Raw genomic sequence first — 19597 nt, forward strand, 5'->3', positions numbered from 1 at the left:
CCTCTTTTGAATTTGCCTTCCTGATACGGGACGTTGGCTGACGCTCCATCGTCACGCCGATCATGCCATCAGCGGCGCTTTTCCAGCCGATCTGTTTCTGCATATTGCACCGCCTTTTTGCGGCGGGGTGCGATGTTAACCTGACTGCACCCATGCAACATGGGCTTTTCCTGCATTCAAAACAGTAAGTACTTGCTGCTCGCTCAGGGTTGCCTTGGCAGAGGAGCGGTCTGCCCAGGCATCCAGCAACGGACGAGAAAAGGAGTATCACGCCATGCATGCCATCAGCTTCATCCAGGACCTGGCAGTCATCATGCTGGTTGCTGGCGTGGTCACCATTCTCTTTCACCGCCTCAAGCAGCCCGTGGTGTTGGGCTACATCGTCGCCGGCTTCATCATCGGCCCGCACACCCCACCGTTCGGCCTGATCCACGATGAAGACACCATCAAGACCCTCGCCGAGCTGGGGGTGATCTTCCTGATGTTCTGCCTGGGGCTCGAATTCAGCCTGCGCAAGCTGTTCAAGGTAGGCGCCACGGCGTTCATCGCGGCGTTCCTGGAAATTGTGCTGATGATCTGGATCGGCTTCGAGATCGGCCGCTGGTTCGGCTGGAACACCATGGATTCGCTGTTCCTCGGCGCCATCCTGGCGATTTCCTCGACCACCATCATCGTCAAGGCGCTCAACGACCTGAAGATGAAGAACGAGCGTTTCGCCCAGCTGATATTCGGCGTGCTGATCGTCGAGGACATCCTCGGTATCGGCATCATCGCCCTGCTATCGGGCATCGCCGTCAGCGGCACGGTCAGCTCGGGCGAGGTGTTCTCCACTGTCGGCAAGCTGTCGCTGTTCATGATCGTTGCGCTGGTCATCGGCATCCTGCTGGTGCCGCGCCTGCTGGCCTACGTGGCCAGGTTCGAAAGCAACGAGATGCTGCTGATAACCGTATTGGGCCTGTGCTTCGGCTTCTGCCTGCTGGTGGTGAAGCTCGAGTACAGCATGGTGCTTGGCGCCTTCCTGATTGGCGCGATCATGGCCGAGTCGCGCCAGTTGCTGAAGATCGAGAGCCTGATCGAACCGGTACGCGACCTGTTCAGCGCCATCTTCTTCGTCGCCATCGGGCTGATGATCGACCCCCAGGTGTTGATCGACTACGCCTGGCCGATCGTGGTCATTACCCTAGCGGTGGTGTTGGGCAAGATGTTGTCGTGTGGCATGGGCGCGTTCATTGCAGGCAATGACGGGCGCACATCGCTGCGGGTGGGCATGGGGCTTTCGCAGATTGGCGAGTTTTCTTTCATCATCGCCGCGCTGGGCATGACTCTGCAGGTGACCAGCGACTTCCTCTACCCGGTGGCTGTGGCGGTATCGGCAATCACCACGCTGCTGACACCCTACCTGATCCGTGCCGCCGACCCGCTGTCGCTCAAGCTGGGCAAGGTGGTGCCCAGCCGCCTGGCGCGGGTGTTGTCGTTGTATGGCGAATGGTTGCGCAGCATCCAGCCGCAGGGCGAGGGCGCCATGCTCGCGGCGATGATCCGGCGCATCCTGTTGCAGGTTGGGGTGAACCTGGCGCTGGTGATCGCCATCTTCTTCAGTGGTGGCTATTTCGCCGGGCGGATCGGCAACTGGCTCAGCGAGTGGGTCAGCGATACCAGCCAACAGAAAGCGCTGATCTGGGGGGTAGCGTTATTGCTGTCGTTACCATTCCTGATTGCGGCCTATCGCAAGCTCAAGGCGCTGTCGATGCTACTGGCAGAGATGGGCGTCAAACCGGAAACGGCCGGACGGCATACTCAGCGCGTGCGACGAGTTATTGCCGAGGTGATTCCGTTGTTGTCGCTGCTGGTGATTTTCCTGCTGCTGTCGGCGCTGTCGGCGAGCATTCTACCGACCAGCGAGCTGCTGCTGGTGATCGCCGTGGTGGCTGCAGTGGTGGTGGCCTTGCTGTGGCGCTGGTTTATCCGCGTGCATACGCGCATGCAGATTGCCTTGCTGGAGACGCTGGAGAACAGCCGCGAGAATACGCACTGAAGAGGGCAATGCTCCCTGCGCAAGATTTCACCGTCGTCCGAGGGGATGGAGCGGTAGCGATGTCGCCAGGCGCAGAAAGCCTGGCGATTTTAACTGTATAGATGGCACTAGGCCATAATTCTCTGTCTCAGATCGGAGAACTCAATTCGTAAGCGCGACGCTCCCACAGGACCCTGCTAAATCCAATCAGGGCCTGGGCAATGGAATAGAGATCAGCTCTCCAGCCAGACATCCCGCGCCCAGTGCCACACCGATTCCCAGCTGTCTTCACCGACGATTTCCTCTTCGGCATCCCACAGCACCACGGTGCCATCCTCTTCGACGCAGTAGTAGTTGTCGCCGTCCTGGCACAGTGGAATCAGGTCACGTGGCACGCCGGCATCCCAGGCGTTGGCGGCGACGTCGGGCAGGTAGGTATGTGACTGTGGGTCGGTAACGGTCACCGGCTCCAGTGAGCCATACACCACGTCACTGACGGTCAGCAGGAACTCCTTGAACACGAAAGGAATGTTAATGAACAGCTCTTCTTCGATTTCGACCAGCAGGTCCTCGTCGGGAAGCTCAAGGGGCACCGGCACTGGCTCGTTGGCTTCACGGAGTTGTTCGATCACTTCTTCCACGGTTCACTTCCTCTGACCTAGATGACAACGCTGCGCGTTATACCCTAGTAGGCCACTCTGGCAAAAGCAAAAACCCCGGGACAGGCCCGGGGTTTTTTGTGCAGCACGCAGCGGTTAGCCGTTTTGACGGATACCGGCCACCAGCCAAGGCTGGTTTTCGCCCTGGGCGCGAACCATGTGCCAGCTTTCGCTGAACACTTCGCCCTGGTCGAAGCGCGAGTTCTTCGACACGCCACGGAAGGTCAGGGTGGCGTCGGTACGGTCGGCGCGGTCGTCAACACCGTCCAGCTGTACCTCGAGGTTGTCGATGTAGGTGGACTGGAAGCCATCACCCAGTTCGGCGCGCTCGCGCTTGAGGAACTCGAGCATCTGCGGGGTGACGAACTCGGCGATCTTGTCCATCTCGTTGGCGTCCCAGTGCTGCTGCAGCGCCTGGAAGTGGTTACGGGCAGCAGCCAGGAAGTTCTGCTCATTGAACCAGGCCGGGGCGTTGATCACCGGGGCGGCTGCGGCAGCAGGTGCGGCCGAACCACCGAAGATCGACGGCTGGGCCGGCTGCGCGTGAGTTTCACGCTGCATCGGCGCATGGCCCGGCATGGCCATTTGCGGCTGCTGCTGGCGACGGCGCGCGGCGATGAAGCGGAACACCAGGAAGGCGATGAGCGCCACGATCAGGAAGTCCATGATCTGGAAGCCTTCGAAACCGTCGCCCATGAACATGGAAGCCAGCAGGCCACCGGCGGCGAGGCCGGCCAGAGGGCCTAACCAGCGCGAAGCACCGCTGGCGGCCGGAGCGGCACGGCCAGGTGCGGTCGGCGCGGCGGCAGGCGTGGTTGGCGTGGCCTGGCGGGTCTGGTGAATAGGCGCGGAGCCCGAGCTCTTGCCGCCGCCAAAACGCTTGGCGTTGGCGTCCAGGCTCAGCGTCAGGCCGACGCAGAGCGCCAGAGCGATGCTAAGAAAACGTTGCATAAGTGGGATATCCCCTGTTGTGGATTGCACGCGCGTCATGGTGCACAGGTTCCCGGGCACATGACCAGCGACATAATGTTTCGAGCTTTTGCCTGAATGTTACAAGGTGCTTATGACGGACCTGTAGGGGCGGCCTTGTGTTGCGAAAGGGCTGCGAAGCAGCCCTAAGATATCAGCGTCGACGCCATGATTGTGGGGCCGCTTTGCGGCCCTATCGCGACACAAGGCCGCTCCTACAAGGGACCGCGCAGGCTTTCAGATGGCCTCGAGCTTGGCATACCCCAGCATCAGCCACTTGCTCCCTTCGGCAAAATTCACCTGCACACGCGCCTGGGCGCCGGAGCCCTCGAAGTTGAGGATCACACCCTCGCCAAACACCGCGTGCTGCACACGTTGGCCAAGGTTGAACGCGGTCTGCGGAATGCTGGCATTGGCGAACAGGTTGCTGTTCGTGGCCGTCTTGGCCCCGCCGAACGGTCGGCTGACGCTGTTGGACAGGCGCACTTCCTGAACCAAGCCTGCCGGAATTTCGCGTACGAAACGTGACACCTTGTTGTAAGTCTCGCTGCCATACAGGCGACGCGTTTCGGCGTAGGTCATGACCAGCTGGCGCATGGCGCGGGTGATACCCACATAAGCCAGGCGGCGTTCCTCTTCCAGGCGGCCAGGCTCTTCCAGGCTCATCTTATGCGGGAACAGGCCTTCTTCCATGCCCACCAGGAACACATACGGAAACTCCAGGCCCTTGGCACTGTGCAAGGTCATCAGCTGGACGCTGTCTTCATGCTCGTCGGCCTGTGTATCGCCTGCTTCGAGCGAGGCGTGGCCAAGGAATGCCGAGAGAGGCGAGAGGTCGGCGTCTTCGTCGGTAGACTCGAAGTTGCGCGCTGCGCTGACCAGTTCCTCAAGGTTTTCTACCCGTGCCTGGCCCTTCTCACCCTTTTCTTCCTGATGGTAGATGATCAGCCCGGACTGCTCGATGGTGGTTTGGGTCATGGTATGCAGCGGCATGTCCACGACCTTGGCAGCTAACCCTTCGATCAGCTCGATAAATGCACCCAGGGCACTGGCAGCGCGGCCTTTCAGGGCTTTGGCGGCAAGCAGCTGGCACATTGCTTCCCACATCGACAGCTGGCTGTGGCGGGCGTGCTCGCGTATGGCTTCGACAGTTTTTTCGCCAATGCCACGTGGCGGCACGTTGATCACCCGTTCCAGGGCAGCATCGTTACCGCGGCCTTCTATCAGCCGCAGGTAAGCCATGGCGTTCTTGATTTCGGCGCGCTCGAAGAAGCGCTGGCCACCGTAGATGCGGTAGGGGATGCGTTCGCGCAGCAGGGCTTCTTCCAGCACCCGCGACTGGGCGTTGGAACGGTACAGTATGGCGATCTCGTTGCGCGCATTGCCCTTCTTGACCAGGCTCTCGATGGTTTCCACCACGTAGCGCGCTTCGTCGTGCTCGTTGTAGGCCGCATACAGGGTCAGCGGTTCGCCTTCACCCATGTCGGTCCACAGCTCTTTGCCCAGGCGCCCGCTGTTGTTGGCGATCAGTGCGTTCGCCGCCTTGAGGATGCCACCGGTGGAGCGGTAGTTCTGCTCCAGGCGGATCATCTCGGCGTCGGGGAAGTCGGCAGTGTACTGGTGAATGTTCTCGATCTTGGCACCGCGCCAGCCGTAGATCGACTGGTCGTCATCGCCCACCGCCATCAGGCTGTCACCGCCGCGCGCCAGCAGGCGCAGCCAGGCGTACTGCACGGCGTTGGTATCCTGGAACTCGTCCACCAGCACGTGGCGGAAGCGCCGCTGGTAGTGCTCCAGCAGGCCCGGGTGGTCGCGCCACAAGTCCAGGGCGCGCAGCAGCAGTTCGGAGAAGTCGATGACCCCGGCGCGCTCGCAGGCCTGCTCATAGGCGGTATAGACGTCGCGCATGGTCGACAGGAACAGGTCGCCCCCGGCCTGGATATGCTGTGGACGCAGGCCTTCGTCCTTTTGCCCGTTGATGAACCACTGGGCCTGGCGTGCCGGCCATTTCTGCTCGTCCAGGCCCAACTCGCGCATCACCCGCTTGATCAGGCGCTGCTGGTCGTCGCTGTCGAGGATCTGGAAGTTCTGCACCAGCCTCGCTTCCTGCCAATGGGCCCGCAGTAGGCGATGGGCCAGGCCGTGGAAGGTGCCGACCCACATGCCCGCCGGGTTGATACCCAGCAGTTGCTCGATACGCTGGCGCATTTCTGCCGCGGCCTTGTTGGTGAAGGTCACCGACAGGATCGAGTGCGGCGATGCCTGCTCCACCTGGATCAGCCAGGCAATGCGGTGCACCAGCACGCGGGTTTTACCGGAACCGGCGCCAGCAAGCACCAGTTGACGCCCGAGCGTGGCCGCTACGGCCTGGCGTTGGGCATCGTTGAGGGAGTTCAGCAGGAGGGAGAGGTCGTCTGTGCGCATCGGGCCATTCTAGGGCGCGGCAGGAAATGGGGCAAACCTCTACTGTATAAATATTCACCTGCCACATGTCCGTTCATCGAGCCGATGGAAGGTGCCAGGCCACCGCTCGGGCGACCTGGCCGGCAGCGGCTCAGTCAATCGCCTCGATGGTACGAATTTCGCAGCGCTGCGAACCGTCTGCATGAATGATCTCCACGGTTTTCCAGCCAGTGCCGCCTGCACGCTCGAAAGCCACGGTTTTTTCCGTCAGCACCTGCGGAGTGATTGCGCCGCTATCCAGAAGTTGAAGCTCAAGCACTTCCCAGCCACCCCTGTGGCGCAGCTTGGGTTCGACCAGCACCGGTTCTACGGCCGGGGAGGCGACCGTAACGGTGCCGTGAACCCTGAAAACCTGCTTGCCGTGGGCGATGTCGTTGATTGCAACGAGGTTGGTGATAGTAGCCATTGCCTGCTCCTGTCTCGGGTTGAAAGTAGCGCCAGTGCGCTGGGCTACTTTCTGCCCTTTGGCCTGCCAGGGGAGCAGGGCAGTGCTTCAGCTATGCCAGTGCCTGCCGTGCCTGGCGAGCAGGCTGTTGGCTTGCTCTGGCCCATTACAGCCTGCCGGGTACGGTCGCGGCGCCTGGAAGTGCTCTTCACAGCCCTTGATGATCGGGTCGATCCAGGCCCAGGCCGCTTCCACTTCATCGCGGCGCATGAACAGCGTCGAGTCGCCCTCCAGCACATCCAGCAGCAGGCGCTCGTAGGCGTCCCAGCGGCGGGTCTGGCTGAACACCTGGGCCAGGTTCAGGTCCAGGTCCACAGGTTCCAGGCGCATGCCCTTGCCTGGGCTCTTGGTCATCATGCGCAGGCTGATGCGTTCGTCCGGTTGCAGCTGAATCAGCAGCTGGTTGACCTGGCCACCATTGAAAAGCTCGTGGGGCACCGGCTTGAACTGGATGACGATCTGCGATGAGCGCCGTGCCATGCGCTTGCCGGTACGCAGGTAGAAGGGCACGCCCGCCCAGCGCCAATTGTCGATGTGCGCCTCGATGGCGATGAAGGTTTCGGTGTCGCTGTCGTTGTCGACGTCCTTTTCGAAGTAATAAGCCGGCACTTCCTGGCCGCCGATGCGCCCGGCGCCATACTGGCCGCGTACGGTCTTGTCCTGCACGTCCTGGCCAGTGATGGGCTTGAGGGCCCGCAGGATCTTCACTTTCTCGTCACGCACCGCTTCGGCCTCGAACTGCGCGGGGGGCTCCATGGCCACCAGGCATAGCAGCTGAAGCAGGTGGTTCTGCAACATGTCGCGGGTCGCCCCGGCGCGGTCGTAGTAGGCACCACGGTTCTCTACACCCAGGGTCTCGCAAACGCTGATCTGCACGTGATCAACCTGGTTGTTGCGCCACACCGGCTCCAGCAGGGCGTTGGCAAAACGCAGGGCCATGAGGTTCTGCACGGTTTCCTTGCCCAGGTAGTGGTCGATGCGAAATACCTGGTTTTCCTCCAGCACTGCGCCAATCGCTTCGTTGATGGCGGTAGCCGATTCCAGCGAGTGGCCGATCGGCTTTTCCAGCACGATGCGCGCCTCAGTGTCTGCCAGGCCGGCGTTATGCAGGTGCTTGGCAATCGGCACGAACAGATTGGGGGCGGTGGCCAGGTAGAAGATGCGCGTCAAGCCGCCGGGTTCGCCCAGGTAGCGCGCCAGGCGACCGAAGTCGGCGCTTTGCGAAGCATCCATGGCGAAATAGTCGACCCGCGCGGAAAACCGCTGCCAGACCTCTTCGTCGAAGTCGCTGCGGGCAATCTGTGCCCGGCAATGGCGTTCGGCGAGCTTGAGATAATCGTTACGTGGCAAGTTGCGTCGTGCCAGCGCGATGATCCGCACGGCGTTGTTCAGACGGGCCTCGCGAAACAGGTGGTAGAGCGCCGGAAGCAGTTTGTGCAGGGCCAGATCGCCGGTGCCGCCGAAGACCAGAATGTCGCAAGGAATAGTCAAACCACCACTCTCCACGTTCGTTTAACTGGGCGGGTTGGCGTCCATGTAGTATAACTACAAGAAAGCTACAACCCGGCCAGCCGATCATAACCGAGTCCAGCCTGTGAATCTGTTGCAACATATCGCCCAATCGCGCCACCTGCTGCGCAAATCGGAACTCAAGGTAGCCGACCACGTGCTACTCGACCCGGCTGCCGTCATGCACAGCTCCATGGCCGATCTGGCGCACAGCGTGGGTATCAGCGAACCGACCATCGTGCGTTTCTGCCGCGCGATCGGTTGCTCGGGCTTCCAGGACCTGAAGCTGAAGCTGGCGCAGAGCCTGGCTGCGGGGGCGAGTTTCGGCCAGTTCGCCATCCATGAAGACGACTCGGTCGCCGACTACAGCCTGAAGATCTTCGACACCACGCTGCACACCCTGATGGAAGTGCGCGAGCACCTCGACCCACAGGCGCTGCAGCAGGCGGTGACTGCCATGGCCCAGGCGCAGCGTGTGGAGTTCTATGGCTTTGGCGCCTCCGGTGCGGTGGCGGCCGATGCTCAGCACAAATTCTTCCGTCTGTTGCTCAGCGCGGCAGCCTATTCCGACCCGCACATGCAGGCGATGTCGGCGGTGACCCTGAAACCAGGTGATGTGGCGGTATGCATTTCCCAGTCGGGCCGTTCCAAGGACCTGCTGATTACCGCCAACCTGGTCCGTGAGAGCGGCGCCAACCTGATTACCCTGTGCCCAAGCCAGACACCGCTGGCGGAGCTTTCGACTGTCAACCTGGCGATCGATGTGCATGAAGACACCGAAATCTACACCCCGCTGACCTCGCGTATCGCCCACCTGGTGGTGATCGACGTGCTGGCCATGGGCGTAGCCATGGCGCGCGGGCCGAGCCTGGTCAACCACCTGAAGAGCGTGAAGCGCAGCTTGCGCAGCCTGCGCTTGTCGCCCAAGTCGATCAAGGCTACCGACGACTGAATTCTCCCTGCGCCGGCCTCTTCGCGGGCTTGCTCGCGAATGGGCCGGTACAGGGAGTGAAAATTCACGATTCTGTCACCATTCCACAGCCAAACCGTAAACCACTCAAGCCAGTCTGAAACTCCCGCATCCTATCTGGGAGACAGGCAATGGCTCGTGACTTCGACGGTACGTACCAACCCAGCGCCAAGGCTCGCAAGCAGCAGGAAAAGGATCAGCGCCGCATGGAATACCGCCGCGCGATCGAAAGCTATTGCGACCAACGTCAATTGCTCCGCGAACTAGTGGACTACCCCGAACTGCAAGAGCTCACGGTCTGGCAGGCGTCGGCAGCAGCTTCCCCGAAAAACGCTCAACCAGCGCGCTGATCAGCGCACGTTCGCTGCGGATGAACGCCAGGAAAGCCAAGGCCACCGGCGACTGCCGTTTGGCCTTGGACTGCACCACGCACCAGCTGCGGTACAGCGGCAGTTCTTCCACCGGCAGCTCCCTCAATACACCGGTAGCCAGCTCCAGGTTGACCGCATGGCGGGTAAGCATGGCAATGCCCAGCCCGGCAATTACGCACTCGCGCTGGGCGTCGGCCGAGGCCACCTCCAGGGTCTGGGTGAAATGCACGCGCTTGTCCTTGAAGTATTCCTCGCAAGCCTTGCGCGTGCCCGAACCCTGTTCGCGGACCAGCAGGGTATGAGGCTCCAGGTCCTGCAGGCGCAGTTGCTCCAGCTTGCACAGCGGGTGCTCGGGCGGCGCCACCGCGATGATCGGGTTGTTGAGGAACGGCAGAAACTCCAGGCCCATGTCCTGCGGCACCATGGACATGATGATCAGGTCGTCGCGGTTGTCCGACAGGCGGCGGATGGCCTGGGCGCGATTGACCACCGTCAGGGTCAGGTTGACCTCCGGGTGACGCTGCTTGAAAGCCGCGAACAGGTGTGGCACGAAGTACTTGGCACTGGACTCGATCGCCAGTTTCAACTGCCCCTGCAATGAGCCCTGCATGTCCGAAAGCTGCATGTCCAGGCTCTCCAGGCGCCCGAAGATATCGCGGCTGGCGCGTTGCAGGGCCTCGGCAGCTTCGGTCAGGTAAAGCTTCTTACCCACGTACTCGAACAGCGGCTGACCGATCAGCTCTTCGAGCTGACGGATCTGTAGACTAACGGCGGGTTGCGTAAGCGCCATCTCTTCTGCCGCACGGCTGTATGAACGCAAATCGCACACCTCGTTGAAGATCTGCAGTTGACGCAAAGTCATACGCATCAAGGACTTACGCATTTTTATCCGCCCTTCGGCAACACCTTGTTACCGCACTATAAGCTTTTGCTAATACAGCCCCTAACAAATATTGATTTTTGTTTATCAACCTACAGCGCTAGGGTGAATGTGCGACTGGCCAGCAACGTCTGGTCACGCGCCGACCGGGAGAACCGGCTCGACTGTTCCTACGGCTTTGGGAAGACTCCAGTGATAAAAAAAATCCTGATCGCCAACCGAGGTGAAATTGCAGTTCGGATCGTGCGTGCGTGCGCCGAAATGGGCATTCGCTCGGTGGCGATCTATTCCGACGCCGACCGCCATGCGTTGCACGTCAAGCGTGCCGATGAAGCCCACAGCATTGGTGCCGAGCCGCTGGCCGGTTACCTGAACCCGCGCAAGCTGGTGAACCTGGCTGTGGAAACCGGCTGTGATGCCCTGCACCCAGGTTATGGTTTCCTGTCGGAAAATGCTGAACTGGCAGAGATCTGCGCCGAGCGCGGGATCAAGTTCATCGGCCCGGCCGCCGAGGTCATCCGCCGCATGGGCGACAAGACCGAAGCGCGTCGCACCATGATCGCCGCTGGTGTGCCGGTAACCCCGGGTACAGAAGGCAACGTTGCCGATATTCACGAAGCCCTGAGCGAAGGTGACCGCATCGGTTACCCGGTCATGCTCAAGGCCACCTCTGGTGGTGGCGGCCGTGGTATTCGCCGTTGCAACAGCCGTGAAGAACTGGAACAGAATTTCCCCCGCGTCATCTCCGAGGCTACCAAGGCCTTTGGTTCTGCGGAAGTGTTCCTGGAAAAGTGCATCGTCAACCCCAAGCACATCGAGGCGCAGATCCTCGGTGACAGCTTTGGCAACGTCGTGCACCTGTTCGAGCGCGACTGCTCGATCCAGCGCCGCAACCAGAAACTCATCGAAATTGCTCCGAGCCCCCAGCTCACCCCCGAACAGCGCGCCTACATCGGCGACCTGGCGGTGCGTGCGGCCAAGGCGGTGAACTACGAGAACGCCGGTACCGTGGAGTTCCTGCTCGCCGATGGCGAGGTGTACTTCATGGAAATGAACACCCGGGTGCAGGTGGAACACACCATCACCGAGGAAATCACCGGTATCGACATCGTCCGTGAGCAGATCCGCATTGCCTCGGGCCTGCCGCTGTCGGTCAAGCAGGAAGACATCCAGCACCGCGGTTACGCGCTGCAGTTCCGCATCAACGCCGAAGATCCGAAGAACAACTTCCTGCCCAGCTTCGGCAAGATCACCCGTTACTACGCACCCGGCGGCCCAGGCGTGCGTACCGACACAGCGATCTACACCGGCTACACCATCCCGCCGTTCTACGACTCCATGTGCCTGAAACTGGTGGTGTGGGCGTTGACCTGGGAAGAAGCCATGGACCGCGGCCTGCGGGCCCTGGACGACATGCGCGTGCAAGGGGTGAAGACCACCGCCGCGTACTACCAGGAAATCCTGCGCAATCCGGAATTCCGTAGCGGCCAGTTCAACACCAGCTTCGTCGAAAGCCACCCGGAACTGACCAATTACTCGATCAAGCGCAAACCCGAAGAGCTGGCCCTGGCCATCGCCGCCGCCATCGCCGCCCACGCAGGCCTGTGAGGAACCCCATAATGTCCAAGAAAATTCACGTAACCGACACGATCCTGCGCGACGCCCACCAGTCCCTGCTGGCCACCCGCATGCGTACCGAAGACATGCTGCCGATCTGCGACAAGCTCGACAAGGTCGGCTACTGGTCGCTGGAAGTCTGGGGTGGCGCCACCTTCGACGCCTGCGTGCGCTTCCTCAAGGAAGACCCGTGGGAGCGCCTGCGCAAGCTGCGCGCAGCGCTGCCCAACACCCGCCTGCAAATGCTGCTGCGCGGCCAGAACCTGCTGGGCTACCGCCACTACAGCGACGACGTGGTCAAGGCGTTCGTCGCCAAGGCCGCAGTCAACGGTATCGACGTATTCCGTATCTTCGATGCCATGAACGACGTGCGTAACCTGCGCGTGGCCATTGAAGCGGTCAAGGCTGCCGGCAAGCACGCTCAGGGCACCATCGCCTACACCACCAGCCCGGTGCACACCATCGAAGCCTTCGTGAACCAGGCCAAGCAGATGGAAGCCATGGGTTGCGACTCGATCGCGATCAAGGACATGGCCGGCCTGCTGACCCCGTTCGCCACCGGCGAACTGGTCAAGGCGCTGAAAGCCGAGCAGTCGCTGCCGGTGTTCATCCACTCCCACGACACTGCCGGCCTGGCCGCAATGTGTCAGCTGAAGGCTGTGGAAAACGGCGCCGATCACATCGACACCGCCATCTCCAGCTTCGCTTGGGGCACCAGCCACCCGGGTACCGAGTCGATGGTTGCCGCGCTCAAGGGCAGCGAATTCGATACTGGTCTGGACCTGGAACTGCTGCAGGAAATCGGCCTGTACTTCTATGCCGTGCGCAAGAAGTACCACCAGTTCGAAAGCGAGTTCACCGCCGTGGACACCCGCGTGCAGGTCAACCAGGTACCGGGCGGCATGATTTCCAACCTGGCCAACCAGCTCAAGGAACAGGGCGCCCTCAACCGCATGAACGAAGTGCTGGCTGAGATCCCGCGCGTGCGTGAAGACCTCGGCTTCCCACCGCTGGTGACCCCGACCTCGCAGATCGTCGGTACCCAGGCATTCTTCAACGTGTTGGCCGGCGAGCGCTACAAGACCATCACCAACGAGGTGAAGCTGTACCTGCAAGGCGGTTACGGCAAGGCTCCGGGCGTGGTCAATGAGCAGCTGCGCCGTCAGGCGATCGGCAGTGAAGAAGTGATCGACGTGCGCCCAGCCGACCTGTTGAAGCCGGAAATGGCCAAGCTGCGTGCCGATATCGGCGCCCTGGCCCGATGCGAAGAAGACGTGCTGACTTTCGCCATGTTCCCTGACATTGGCCGCAAGTTCCTCGAAGAGCGTGAAGCCGGCACCCTGACTCCCGAAGTTCTGCTGCCAATTCCTGAAGCGGGCGCAGTGGCGTCCCACAGCGGTGAAGGCGTACCGACTGAGTTCGTCATCGATGTGCACGGCGAAACCTACCGTGTCGACATCACCGGTGTGGGCGTGAAGGCCGAAGGCAAGCGCCACTTCTACCTGTCGATCGACGGCATGCCGGAAGAAGTGGTGTTCGAGCCACTCAACGAATTCGTCGGCGGCGGCAGCAGCAAGCGCAAGCAGGCCAGTGCCCCGGGCCACGTCAGCACCACCATGCCAGGCAACATCGTCGATGTGCTGGTCAAGGAAGGCGACATGGTCAAGACCGGCCAGGCCGTGCTGATCACCGAAGCCATGAAGATGGAGACCGAAGTGCAGGCGGGTATCGCTGGCAAGGTCGTGGCCATCCACGTGGCCAAGGGCGACCGTGTGACTCCGGGCGAGATCCTGATCGAGATCGAGGGCTGAGATAAGCCCTCATCTATAAGCGGTTAACCTCTGGGGAGCGAATGCTCCCCTTTTTTTGCGTTGAATCTGACGGCCTCTTCGCAGCACAAGGCTGCTCCTACAGGCCCCCGCAAGCCTGAGGTCAGTACCCGCGAAGAGGCCGGCTGATCCAACACAACTCTCAACTTTTACGGCATGCCTCAAGTGTTTCTACCTGACCTCCAGGTTGTTGGTTGGTATCGCTCAACCACCGCTCGAACCCGGCGGCCACCGCTGGCCACTCATCATCGGTAATCGAATACCACGCCGTATCCCGATTGTGGTCCTTCACCACAAGGTGCTTGCGGAACACTCCTTCATAGACAAAGCCAAACCGCTCCGCAGCACGCTTGGAGCGGGCGTTGGCGTTGTTGCACTTCCACTCCAGCCGGCGGTTGCCCAGCTCGAAGCCCAGCTTGCCCAGCAGGTACACCGCCTCGGTGCCCTTGGGTGTACGCTGCATGGCGGCGCCGAAGGCGATGTGGCCAATTTCGATGCGACCGTGGTCGGGCACGATCGACATCAGGCTGAGGATGCCCTGGGCCTGGCCGCTGGTGCGGTCGATGACGGTGTAGAACAGCGGGTCGCGGCCGGCGGCGTTGCCTTCCAGCCAACGGTCGAAGGCGGCACGCTCGGCAAATGGGCCATAGGGCAAGTAGTCCCACAGTACCGGATCGGCAGCCGGGCCTTGCAACACCTCCCAGAGGTCGTCGCCATGTCGCGCCGGGTCAAGCTTTTCGAGGCGGATGAAACGGCCGTCGATAGGGTCGGCCTGTGGGACTGCGGCGGGTTTCCAGTTCAATGCGTCGGTCATGTTCGGCCTTAGAACTCTTTGCGGAATTGGATGAAGCCCGAGCGCTCGGCAACCTGTTGGTACAGGCTGATGGCGGTGGCGTTGGTCTCATGGGTCACCCAGTACACCTTGATGCAGTTGTCGGTCTTGGCTTGGGCGTAGACGTGCTCGATCAGCTGGCGGCCGATGCCCAGGCAGCGCTGCCCGCTTTCCACGTACAGGTCCTGCAGGTAGCAGGCGTTGCCAATGCTCCAGTTGGAACGATGGTAGATGAAGTTGACCATGCCCACCGCCTTGCCATCGACCCAGGCCAAGGCTGAATGGGTCGGTTCGTTTGGGTCGAGCAGGCGTTGCCAGGTGCTGAGGCTGACCTCATCGGCCAATTCGGATTTATAGAAGTGCAAGTAGGCCTGCCACAGGGCGAGCCAGGCAGCATGGTCTTGGGTGGTGACAGGACGCAGGGTAACGCTGGACATGGGCTATTCCTTCAGAGTTGGCGCATATGCGCCGCGAGTTGGTTATCCAGGTAATCGGGGCTGGCGCTAAGGCCTTCACGCACGCCGGCAATGTCTTGCTCAGAGCGGTTTTGGCTTAGCTTGCGCGCGCCTTGCAGGCGGGTGATGGGCAAGCGAACACCGACGATGGCGCGGAGCATGCCATCGAGGTAATCACGCGGGGCGTCGGTTACTTTCCACGGTTCGTCGCGGCCTTGTTCGTGGCGCTCGGTCAGTCGGCTGACAATGGCCAGCAAGGTTTCGGCTTCGTGGATCACTTCGGCTGGGCCATAGGCGTGCACCGCCAGGTAGTTCCAGGTTGGCACCACCTTGGGGTTGTCGGTCTTGCTCGGGTAGTAACCGGGGCTGACATAGGCATCGGCGCCGGGGAACACCAGCAGGGCTTCGCCACCTTGCCTCAGGTCGTGCCATTGGGGGTTGGCCCGCGCCAGGTGGGCATAGACGGTGCCGAATTCGCCTTCGGCAATATCGACCAGCACTGGCAGGTGCGTGGCCAGCAGGCCTTGTTCGCCCTGGCTGACCAGGATGGCCAGGCGGGTGTCGAGCATGTGCTGGTGCAGGCGCCCGAGGTCGTGTTCCTGATGGGGTTTGCTGTTGTACATGCTCGGTTTCCTTGTGCGATGGCTCCATCCTAGGCAGGCTATTGGTTCATAGTAAGAGCCATTAACAGCTGTTTTTATAGGTCCAATGCCATGAGCGAGCGCCCCCTCGTGTTGCCTTTCGACCCTGCCGGGATCGACCTCGATCGCCGCCGCGGGCTCAGCCAGCAGCTGTACCAGGCGCTACGTGCGCGGGTGCTGGACGGGCGCCTGAGCAGTGGCACGCGGCTACCGGCCACTCGTGATCTGGCCGCCATGCTGGCGCTGTCACGCAATAGTGTGGTGCGGGCCTATGACCAGCTATATGCCGAGGGCTACATCGAAAGCCGGGTAGGCGACGGCACCTATGTCAGCCAGTTACCGAAGCTCTCCACTGCAAAACTATCCACACAAGTATCCACAGGGTTATCCCGTGGGTTATCAACAGACTTATCCACATCTCCCTCAGAAAATACTGAGGATTTATCCAGCAAGCGTCGTTCCAGCGAGCCTTTGCAGCGCCTGAAAAGTAACCATCTGCCGCCCCCAAGAAGCGGTGCACCGCGTGCTTTTCGCGTCGGTATTCCGGCGTTCGACCTGTTCCCGTTCGACGTCTGGGCCAAGCTGCAGGCGGGTTTCTGGCGCAACCCGGCTCCGGCGCAGTTGGGTTATGGTGACCCGGCAGGCGAGCCGCTGCTGCGCGAACTGATCGCGGCCTACCTGCGTCGCTCGCGTGGGCTGAGTTGTACTGCTGAACAAATTGTGATCACCAGTGGTGCGCAGCAGGCCATCAGCCTTTGTGCACAGTTGCTATTGCAGCCCGGCGACGGTGTGGCTGTGGAAAACCCGGGTTACCGCGCAGCCGGGCATGCCTTTGCGCTGGCCGGTGGCAGGCTGTGTGGCGTGCCGGTGGACGAGGACGGCATGGACTGTCGCCGGCTCGGGCAACTGACGGATTGCCGGCTGGCCTATGTCACGCCAGCCCACCAGTACCCGACCGGGGTGACCATGAGCCTGGCGCGACGCCTGGAGCTGCTGGCATGGGCCGAGCGCAGCGAAGGCTGGATCATCGAAGACGACTACGACGGCGAGTACCGGTACAGCGGTGCGCCCTTGGCCCCGCTAGCGGCGCTCGACCGGCACGGGCGGGTGCTGTACGTCGGTACCTTCGGCAAGATCGCCTTTCCTGCGTTGCGCCTGGGCTATCTGGTACTGCCACCACAACTGGCGCAGCCGTTCAGCCAGGGCAGGGCGCTGGCGGTGCGGCATTCGGAGGTCAGTAGCCAGTGCGTGATGGCAGAGTTCATGGCACGGGGGCACTTCCAGCGGCATATTCGGCGCATGCGCAAGGCGGCGTTGAGCCGGCGCAATGTGCTGAAGGCTGGCTGGCCCGTGGATATTCCGGGTTTGAGCGGCATGCCGGAGGTGGCGGCCGGGCTGCATGTGAAGGTCGATGTGGATAACTTTGCGCGGGAGCAGGAGTTGGTGGCCAAGGCTGAAGCGGTGGGGGTGGAGGTGACGCCGCTGAGCAATTTCTGGCTGGCTGACAGCGAGGTGCCTGTGGATAAAAGGGCAGGGCTGGTGCTGGGGTTTGCAGCGGTGCCGGAGGGGGAGATTGCCGAGGCTTTGATGCGCTTGCGCAAGGCCTGGAGGAAGTGAATAGGGCCGCTAGTCGGCCCAATCGCCGGCAAGCCAGCTCCCACAGGTAGTGGAGATCCTGTGGGAGCTGGCTTGCCGGCGATTGGGCTGCAAAGCAGCCCCGGCTCTAAATCAGGTACCGGACTTGATCCGTGTCCAGGCCCTGGTCCGAGCTCGCTCGGCATCCCGCGCCAAGGGCTTGAGGGTATACAGCTTGGCCATCGCCTCCGCTGTCGGATACAGGTTGGGGTTGTTGCGAATCGCCGGGTCGACCTTGTCGGTCGCATCCTTGTTCGGGTTCGGGTACCCGACAAAGTCGCTGATAGGCGCAATCACCTCAGGCCGCAGTAAGTAGTTGATGAACGCGTGGGCATCTTCCGGGTTGGTCGCGTTCTTCGGAATCGCCAGCATGTCGAACCAGATCGGTGCACCTTCCTTGGGCAGGCGCATGTCCACCACAACGCCATTCTTCGCCTCGCGGGCGCGGTTGGCTGCCTGAGAGAAGCTGCCGCTGTAGCCCACTGCCACGCAGATATCGCCGTTGGCGATGTCAGCCATGTACTTCGAGGAATGGAAGTAGGTGATGTGCGGGCGGATCTTCAGCATCAGCGCTTCGGCTTTCTTGTAATCAGCCGGTTTGTCGCTGTTCGGTGGCAGGCCCAGGTACTGCAGGGCCAGCGGCATGATCTCCGACGGCGAGTCGAGCAGGGCCACGCCGCATTGCTTGAGCTTGGCGATGTTCTCTTCCTTGAAGATCAGGTCCCAACTGTCCACCGGGGCGTTCTCGCCGAGCGCAGCCTTGACCTTGGCCGGGTTGAAGCCGATCAGCACTGTGCCGTACATGTAGGGTACGGCAAATTTGTTGCCGGGGTCGTTGGCTTCGATCAGCTTCATCAGCGCCGGGTCCAGGTGCTGCCAGTTCGGCAGCTTGCTGCGGTCCAGCGGCTGGAACACACCCGCTTCGATCTGCTTGGCGAGGAACACGTTGGATGGCACTACCACGTCATATCCTGAGTTGCCGGTCAGCAGTTTCGCTTCCAGCGCCTCGTTGGTGTCGAAGATGTCGTAGACCAGCTTCACTCCGCTGTCTTTCTGGAACTCGGTGAGAGTTTGCGGAGTGATGTAGTCGAACCAGTTGAACACCCGCAGGGTGCGCTGTTCGGTCTGGGCCTGCAGGGCACCGGTGAACAGGGTAGCGGCGATGAACGGGGCGAGCAGACGCTTGAGTCGAACCATTATCGGGCTCCTGGCTGGGCCTGCTGGAAGCCTTCCAGCACATTGACCGCGTTGATACCGATTTCTTCCACAGCGTAGCCGCCTTCCATCACGAACAGGGTCGGCTTGCCGAGCTGGGCGATGCGCTTGCCCATTTCCAGGTAGTCCGGGCTGTCCAGCTTGAACTGCGAGATCGGGTCGTCCTTGAAGGTATCCACGCCCAGCGAGATCACCAGCACGTCAGCGTCATAGGCGGCGATGCGCTGGCAGGCGTCCTCCAGGGCGGCGTTCCAGGCGGCCCAGTCGCTGCCAGCCGGCAGTGGGTAGTTGATGTTGCAGCCTTCGCCGGCACCCTCGCCGGTTTCATCGGCATAGCCGAGGAAGAACGGGAATTCGTCGCGCGGGTCGCCATGGATCGAGGCGAAGAACACATCGTTGCGGCTGTAGAAGATGTCCTGGGTGCCGTTGCCGTGGTGATAGTCGACATCGAGGATTGCGACCTTGCGCCGGCCCTGGTCAAGGAAGGCCTGGGCGGCGATGGCGGCGTTGTTCAGGTAGCAATAGCCGCCCATGACTTCGCCAGCCGCATGGTGCCCTGGCGGGCGGCACAGGGCGAAGGCGGAATGGGCGCCTTGCTGGATCGCCGCCTGGGCGGTGAGGGCGACCTGGGCGGCGCTGTAGGCAGCCTGCCAGGTACCGGCGGTGATCGGTGCGCCGGCGTCGAAGCTGTAGTAGCCCAGTTCACCGTGCAGGCCGGTGGGTTTTATCTGGCGCAGGGTGCGTGCGGGCCAGGTGAATGGCAGCAGGTCGCCATCCTGACCCAGTGCGGCCCAGCGCGCCCAGGCACCTTCGAAGAAATTCAGGTAATCGGCACTGTGGATGCGCAGCAACGGTGCACGGCCATAGTCGGTGGGGCCCTGGATGTCGCCAAGGTTGCGTTTTTTCACTTGGTCGAGCACATGGTCGGCGCGTGACGGCATTTCGAAACAGGGCATCAGCTTGCCGTCGATCAGCTCGCAGCGGCCATGGTGCAGGCGGTGGTCATCGGAATAGATCGTCAGCATTGTTGTTCTCCGGTAGGTACTGGCGTGGGCCCATTTTCATGGGCGGGCCAGTGGTGGAGAACGACGCA

Annotated in this window: 17 protein-coding genes; 6 read left to right on the plus strand and 11 right to left on the minus strand. The window is 61.7% G+C overall.

Annotated elements, in window-relative coordinates:
* The first annotated feature begins 274 nt into the window (after positions 1–274).
* Positions 275–2035 carry a cation:proton antiporter gene (locus GYA95_RS23510; RefSeq protein WP_015272368.1) on the plus strand — a complete coding sequence of 587 codons (1761 nt, stop codon included), beginning with the start codon at positions 275–277 and terminating at the stop codon, positions 2033–2035.
* 212 nt (positions 2036–2247) lie between these two features.
* Here the strand turns inward: GYA95_RS23510 and GYA95_RS23515 are convergent, their stop codons facing one another.
* From GYA95_RS23515 to zwf, 5 genes are all read right to left on the minus strand, one after another.
* Positions 2248–2655: an SMI1/KNR4 family protein gene (locus tag GYA95_RS23515; protein WP_013974843.1), complete on the minus strand. Its 408-nt coding sequence runs from the start codon at positions 2653–2655 to the stop codon at positions 2248–2250.
* A 114-nt stretch (positions 2656–2769) separates the two neighbouring features.
* The gene (locus GYA95_RS23520; protein WP_003260050.1) at positions 2770–3624 is read right to left on the minus strand and encodes a Tim44 domain-containing protein; all 855 of its coding nucleotides are present in this window, start codon (positions 3622–3624) and stop codon (positions 2770–2772) included.
* A gap of 255 nt (positions 3625–3879) precedes the next feature.
* Complete coding sequence (gene uvrD / locus GYA95_RS23525) at positions 3880–6066, minus strand: DNA helicase II (protein ID WP_015272367.1); 2187 nt, start codon at positions 6064–6066, stop codon at positions 3880–3882.
* 130 nt (positions 6067–6196) lie between these two features.
* Positions 6197–6511 (minus strand): hypothetical protein, encoded by a 315-nt coding sequence (locus GYA95_RS23530; protein ID WP_015272366.1) that lies wholly within the window; start codon positions 6509–6511, stop codon positions 6197–6199.
* A gap of 87 nt (positions 6512–6598) precedes the next feature.
* Positions 6599–8041, minus strand: coding sequence for a glucose-6-phosphate dehydrogenase (gene zwf / locus GYA95_RS23535; RefSeq protein ID WP_015272365.1), 1443 nt, complete (start codon positions 8039–8041; stop codon positions 6599–6601).
* Between the two features lie 103 nt (positions 8042–8144).
* Between zwf and hexR the strand changes: the two genes are divergently transcribed.
* On the plus strand, positions 8145–9011 hold the full coding sequence (gene hexR / locus GYA95_RS23540) for a transcriptional regulator HexR (RefSeq protein WP_011536461.1): 867 nt from the start codon (positions 8145–8147) through the stop codon (positions 9009–9011).
* A gap of 149 nt (positions 9012–9160) precedes the next feature.
* On the plus strand, positions 9161–9379 hold the full coding sequence (locus tag GYA95_RS23545; RefSeq protein ID WP_080563834.1) for a PA3496 family putative envelope integrity protein: 219 nt from the start codon (positions 9161–9163) through the stop codon (positions 9377–9379).
* On the opposite strand, the gene GYA95_RS23550 is transcribed toward GYA95_RS23545, so the two are convergent.
* Complete coding sequence (locus GYA95_RS23550; protein ID WP_015272364.1) at positions 9321–10283, minus strand: LysR family transcriptional regulator; 963 nt, start codon at positions 10281–10283, stop codon at positions 9321–9323. The genes GYA95_RS23545 and GYA95_RS23550 overlap by 59 nt on opposite strands.
* Before the next feature lie 189 nt (positions 10284–10472).
* Here GYA95_RS23550 and GYA95_RS23555 point away from each other — a divergent pair, with 189 nt between their 5' ends.
* Together GYA95_RS23555 and oadA are read left to right on the plus strand one after the other, a co-directional pair.
* On the plus strand, positions 10473–11888 hold the full coding sequence (locus tag GYA95_RS23555) for an acetyl-CoA carboxylase biotin carboxylase subunit (protein WP_013974837.1): 1416 nt from the start codon (positions 10473–10475) through the stop codon (positions 11886–11888).
* An 11-nt stretch (positions 11889–11899) separates the two neighbouring features.
* Positions 11900–13708 carry a sodium-extruding oxaloacetate decarboxylase subunit alpha gene (gene oadA, locus GYA95_RS23560; protein WP_013974836.1) on the plus strand — a complete coding sequence of 603 codons (1809 nt, stop codon included), beginning with the start codon at positions 11900–11902 and terminating at the stop codon, positions 13706–13708.
* Between the two features lie 160 nt (positions 13709–13868).
* Here the strand turns inward: oadA and GYA95_RS23565 are convergent, their stop codons facing one another.
* Genes GYA95_RS23565 through GYA95_RS23575 form a run of 3 tightly spaced genes read right to left on the minus strand, consistent with a single transcriptional unit; the run spans position 13869 to position 15636 of the window.
* Complete coding sequence (locus GYA95_RS23565; RefSeq protein ID WP_015272363.1) at positions 13869–14540, minus strand: GNAT family N-acetyltransferase; 672 nt, start codon at positions 14538–14540, stop codon at positions 13869–13871.
* Positions 14541–14548: 8 nt separating this feature from the next.
* Positions 14549–14995, minus strand: coding sequence for a GNAT family N-acetyltransferase (locus GYA95_RS23570; protein ID WP_015272362.1), 447 nt, complete (start codon positions 14993–14995; stop codon positions 14549–14551).
* 11 nt (positions 14996–15006) lie between these two features.
* Positions 15007–15636 (minus strand): FMN-binding negative transcriptional regulator, encoded by a 630-nt coding sequence (locus tag GYA95_RS23575; RefSeq protein ID WP_015272361.1) that lies wholly within the window; start codon positions 15634–15636, stop codon positions 15007–15009.
* Positions 15637–15726: 90 nt separating this feature from the next.
* Here GYA95_RS23575 and pdxR point away from each other — a divergent pair, with 90 nt between their 5' ends.
* A complete protein-coding gene (pdxR, locus tag GYA95_RS23580) occupies positions 15727–17271 on the plus strand; it encodes a MocR-like pyridoxine biosynthesis transcription factor PdxR (protein WP_043936034.1) in 1545 nt (514 codons plus the stop codon).
* Positions 17272–17382: 111 nt separating this feature from the next.
* Here the strand turns inward: pdxR and GYA95_RS23585 are convergent, their stop codons facing one another.
* Together GYA95_RS23585 and GYA95_RS23590 are read right to left on the minus strand one after the other, a co-directional pair.
* On the minus strand, positions 17383–18486 hold the full coding sequence (locus GYA95_RS23585) for a polyamine ABC transporter substrate-binding protein (protein WP_015272359.1): 1104 nt from the start codon (positions 18484–18486) through the stop codon (positions 17383–17385).
* A complete protein-coding gene (locus GYA95_RS23590) occupies positions 18486–19529 on the minus strand; it encodes a histone deacetylase family protein (protein WP_015272358.1) in 1044 nt (347 codons plus the stop codon). Before GYA95_RS23590 ends, GYA95_RS23585 begins: the two co-directional genes overlap by 1 nt.
* Between the last annotated feature and the right edge of the window lie 68 nt (positions 19530–19597).

It is taken from the genome of Pseudomonas asiatica, from assembly GCF_009932335.1.
In the GTDB taxonomy this organism is placed as follows: domain Bacteria; phylum Pseudomonadota; class Gammaproteobacteria; order Pseudomonadales; family Pseudomonadaceae; genus Aquipseudomonas; species Aquipseudomonas asiatica.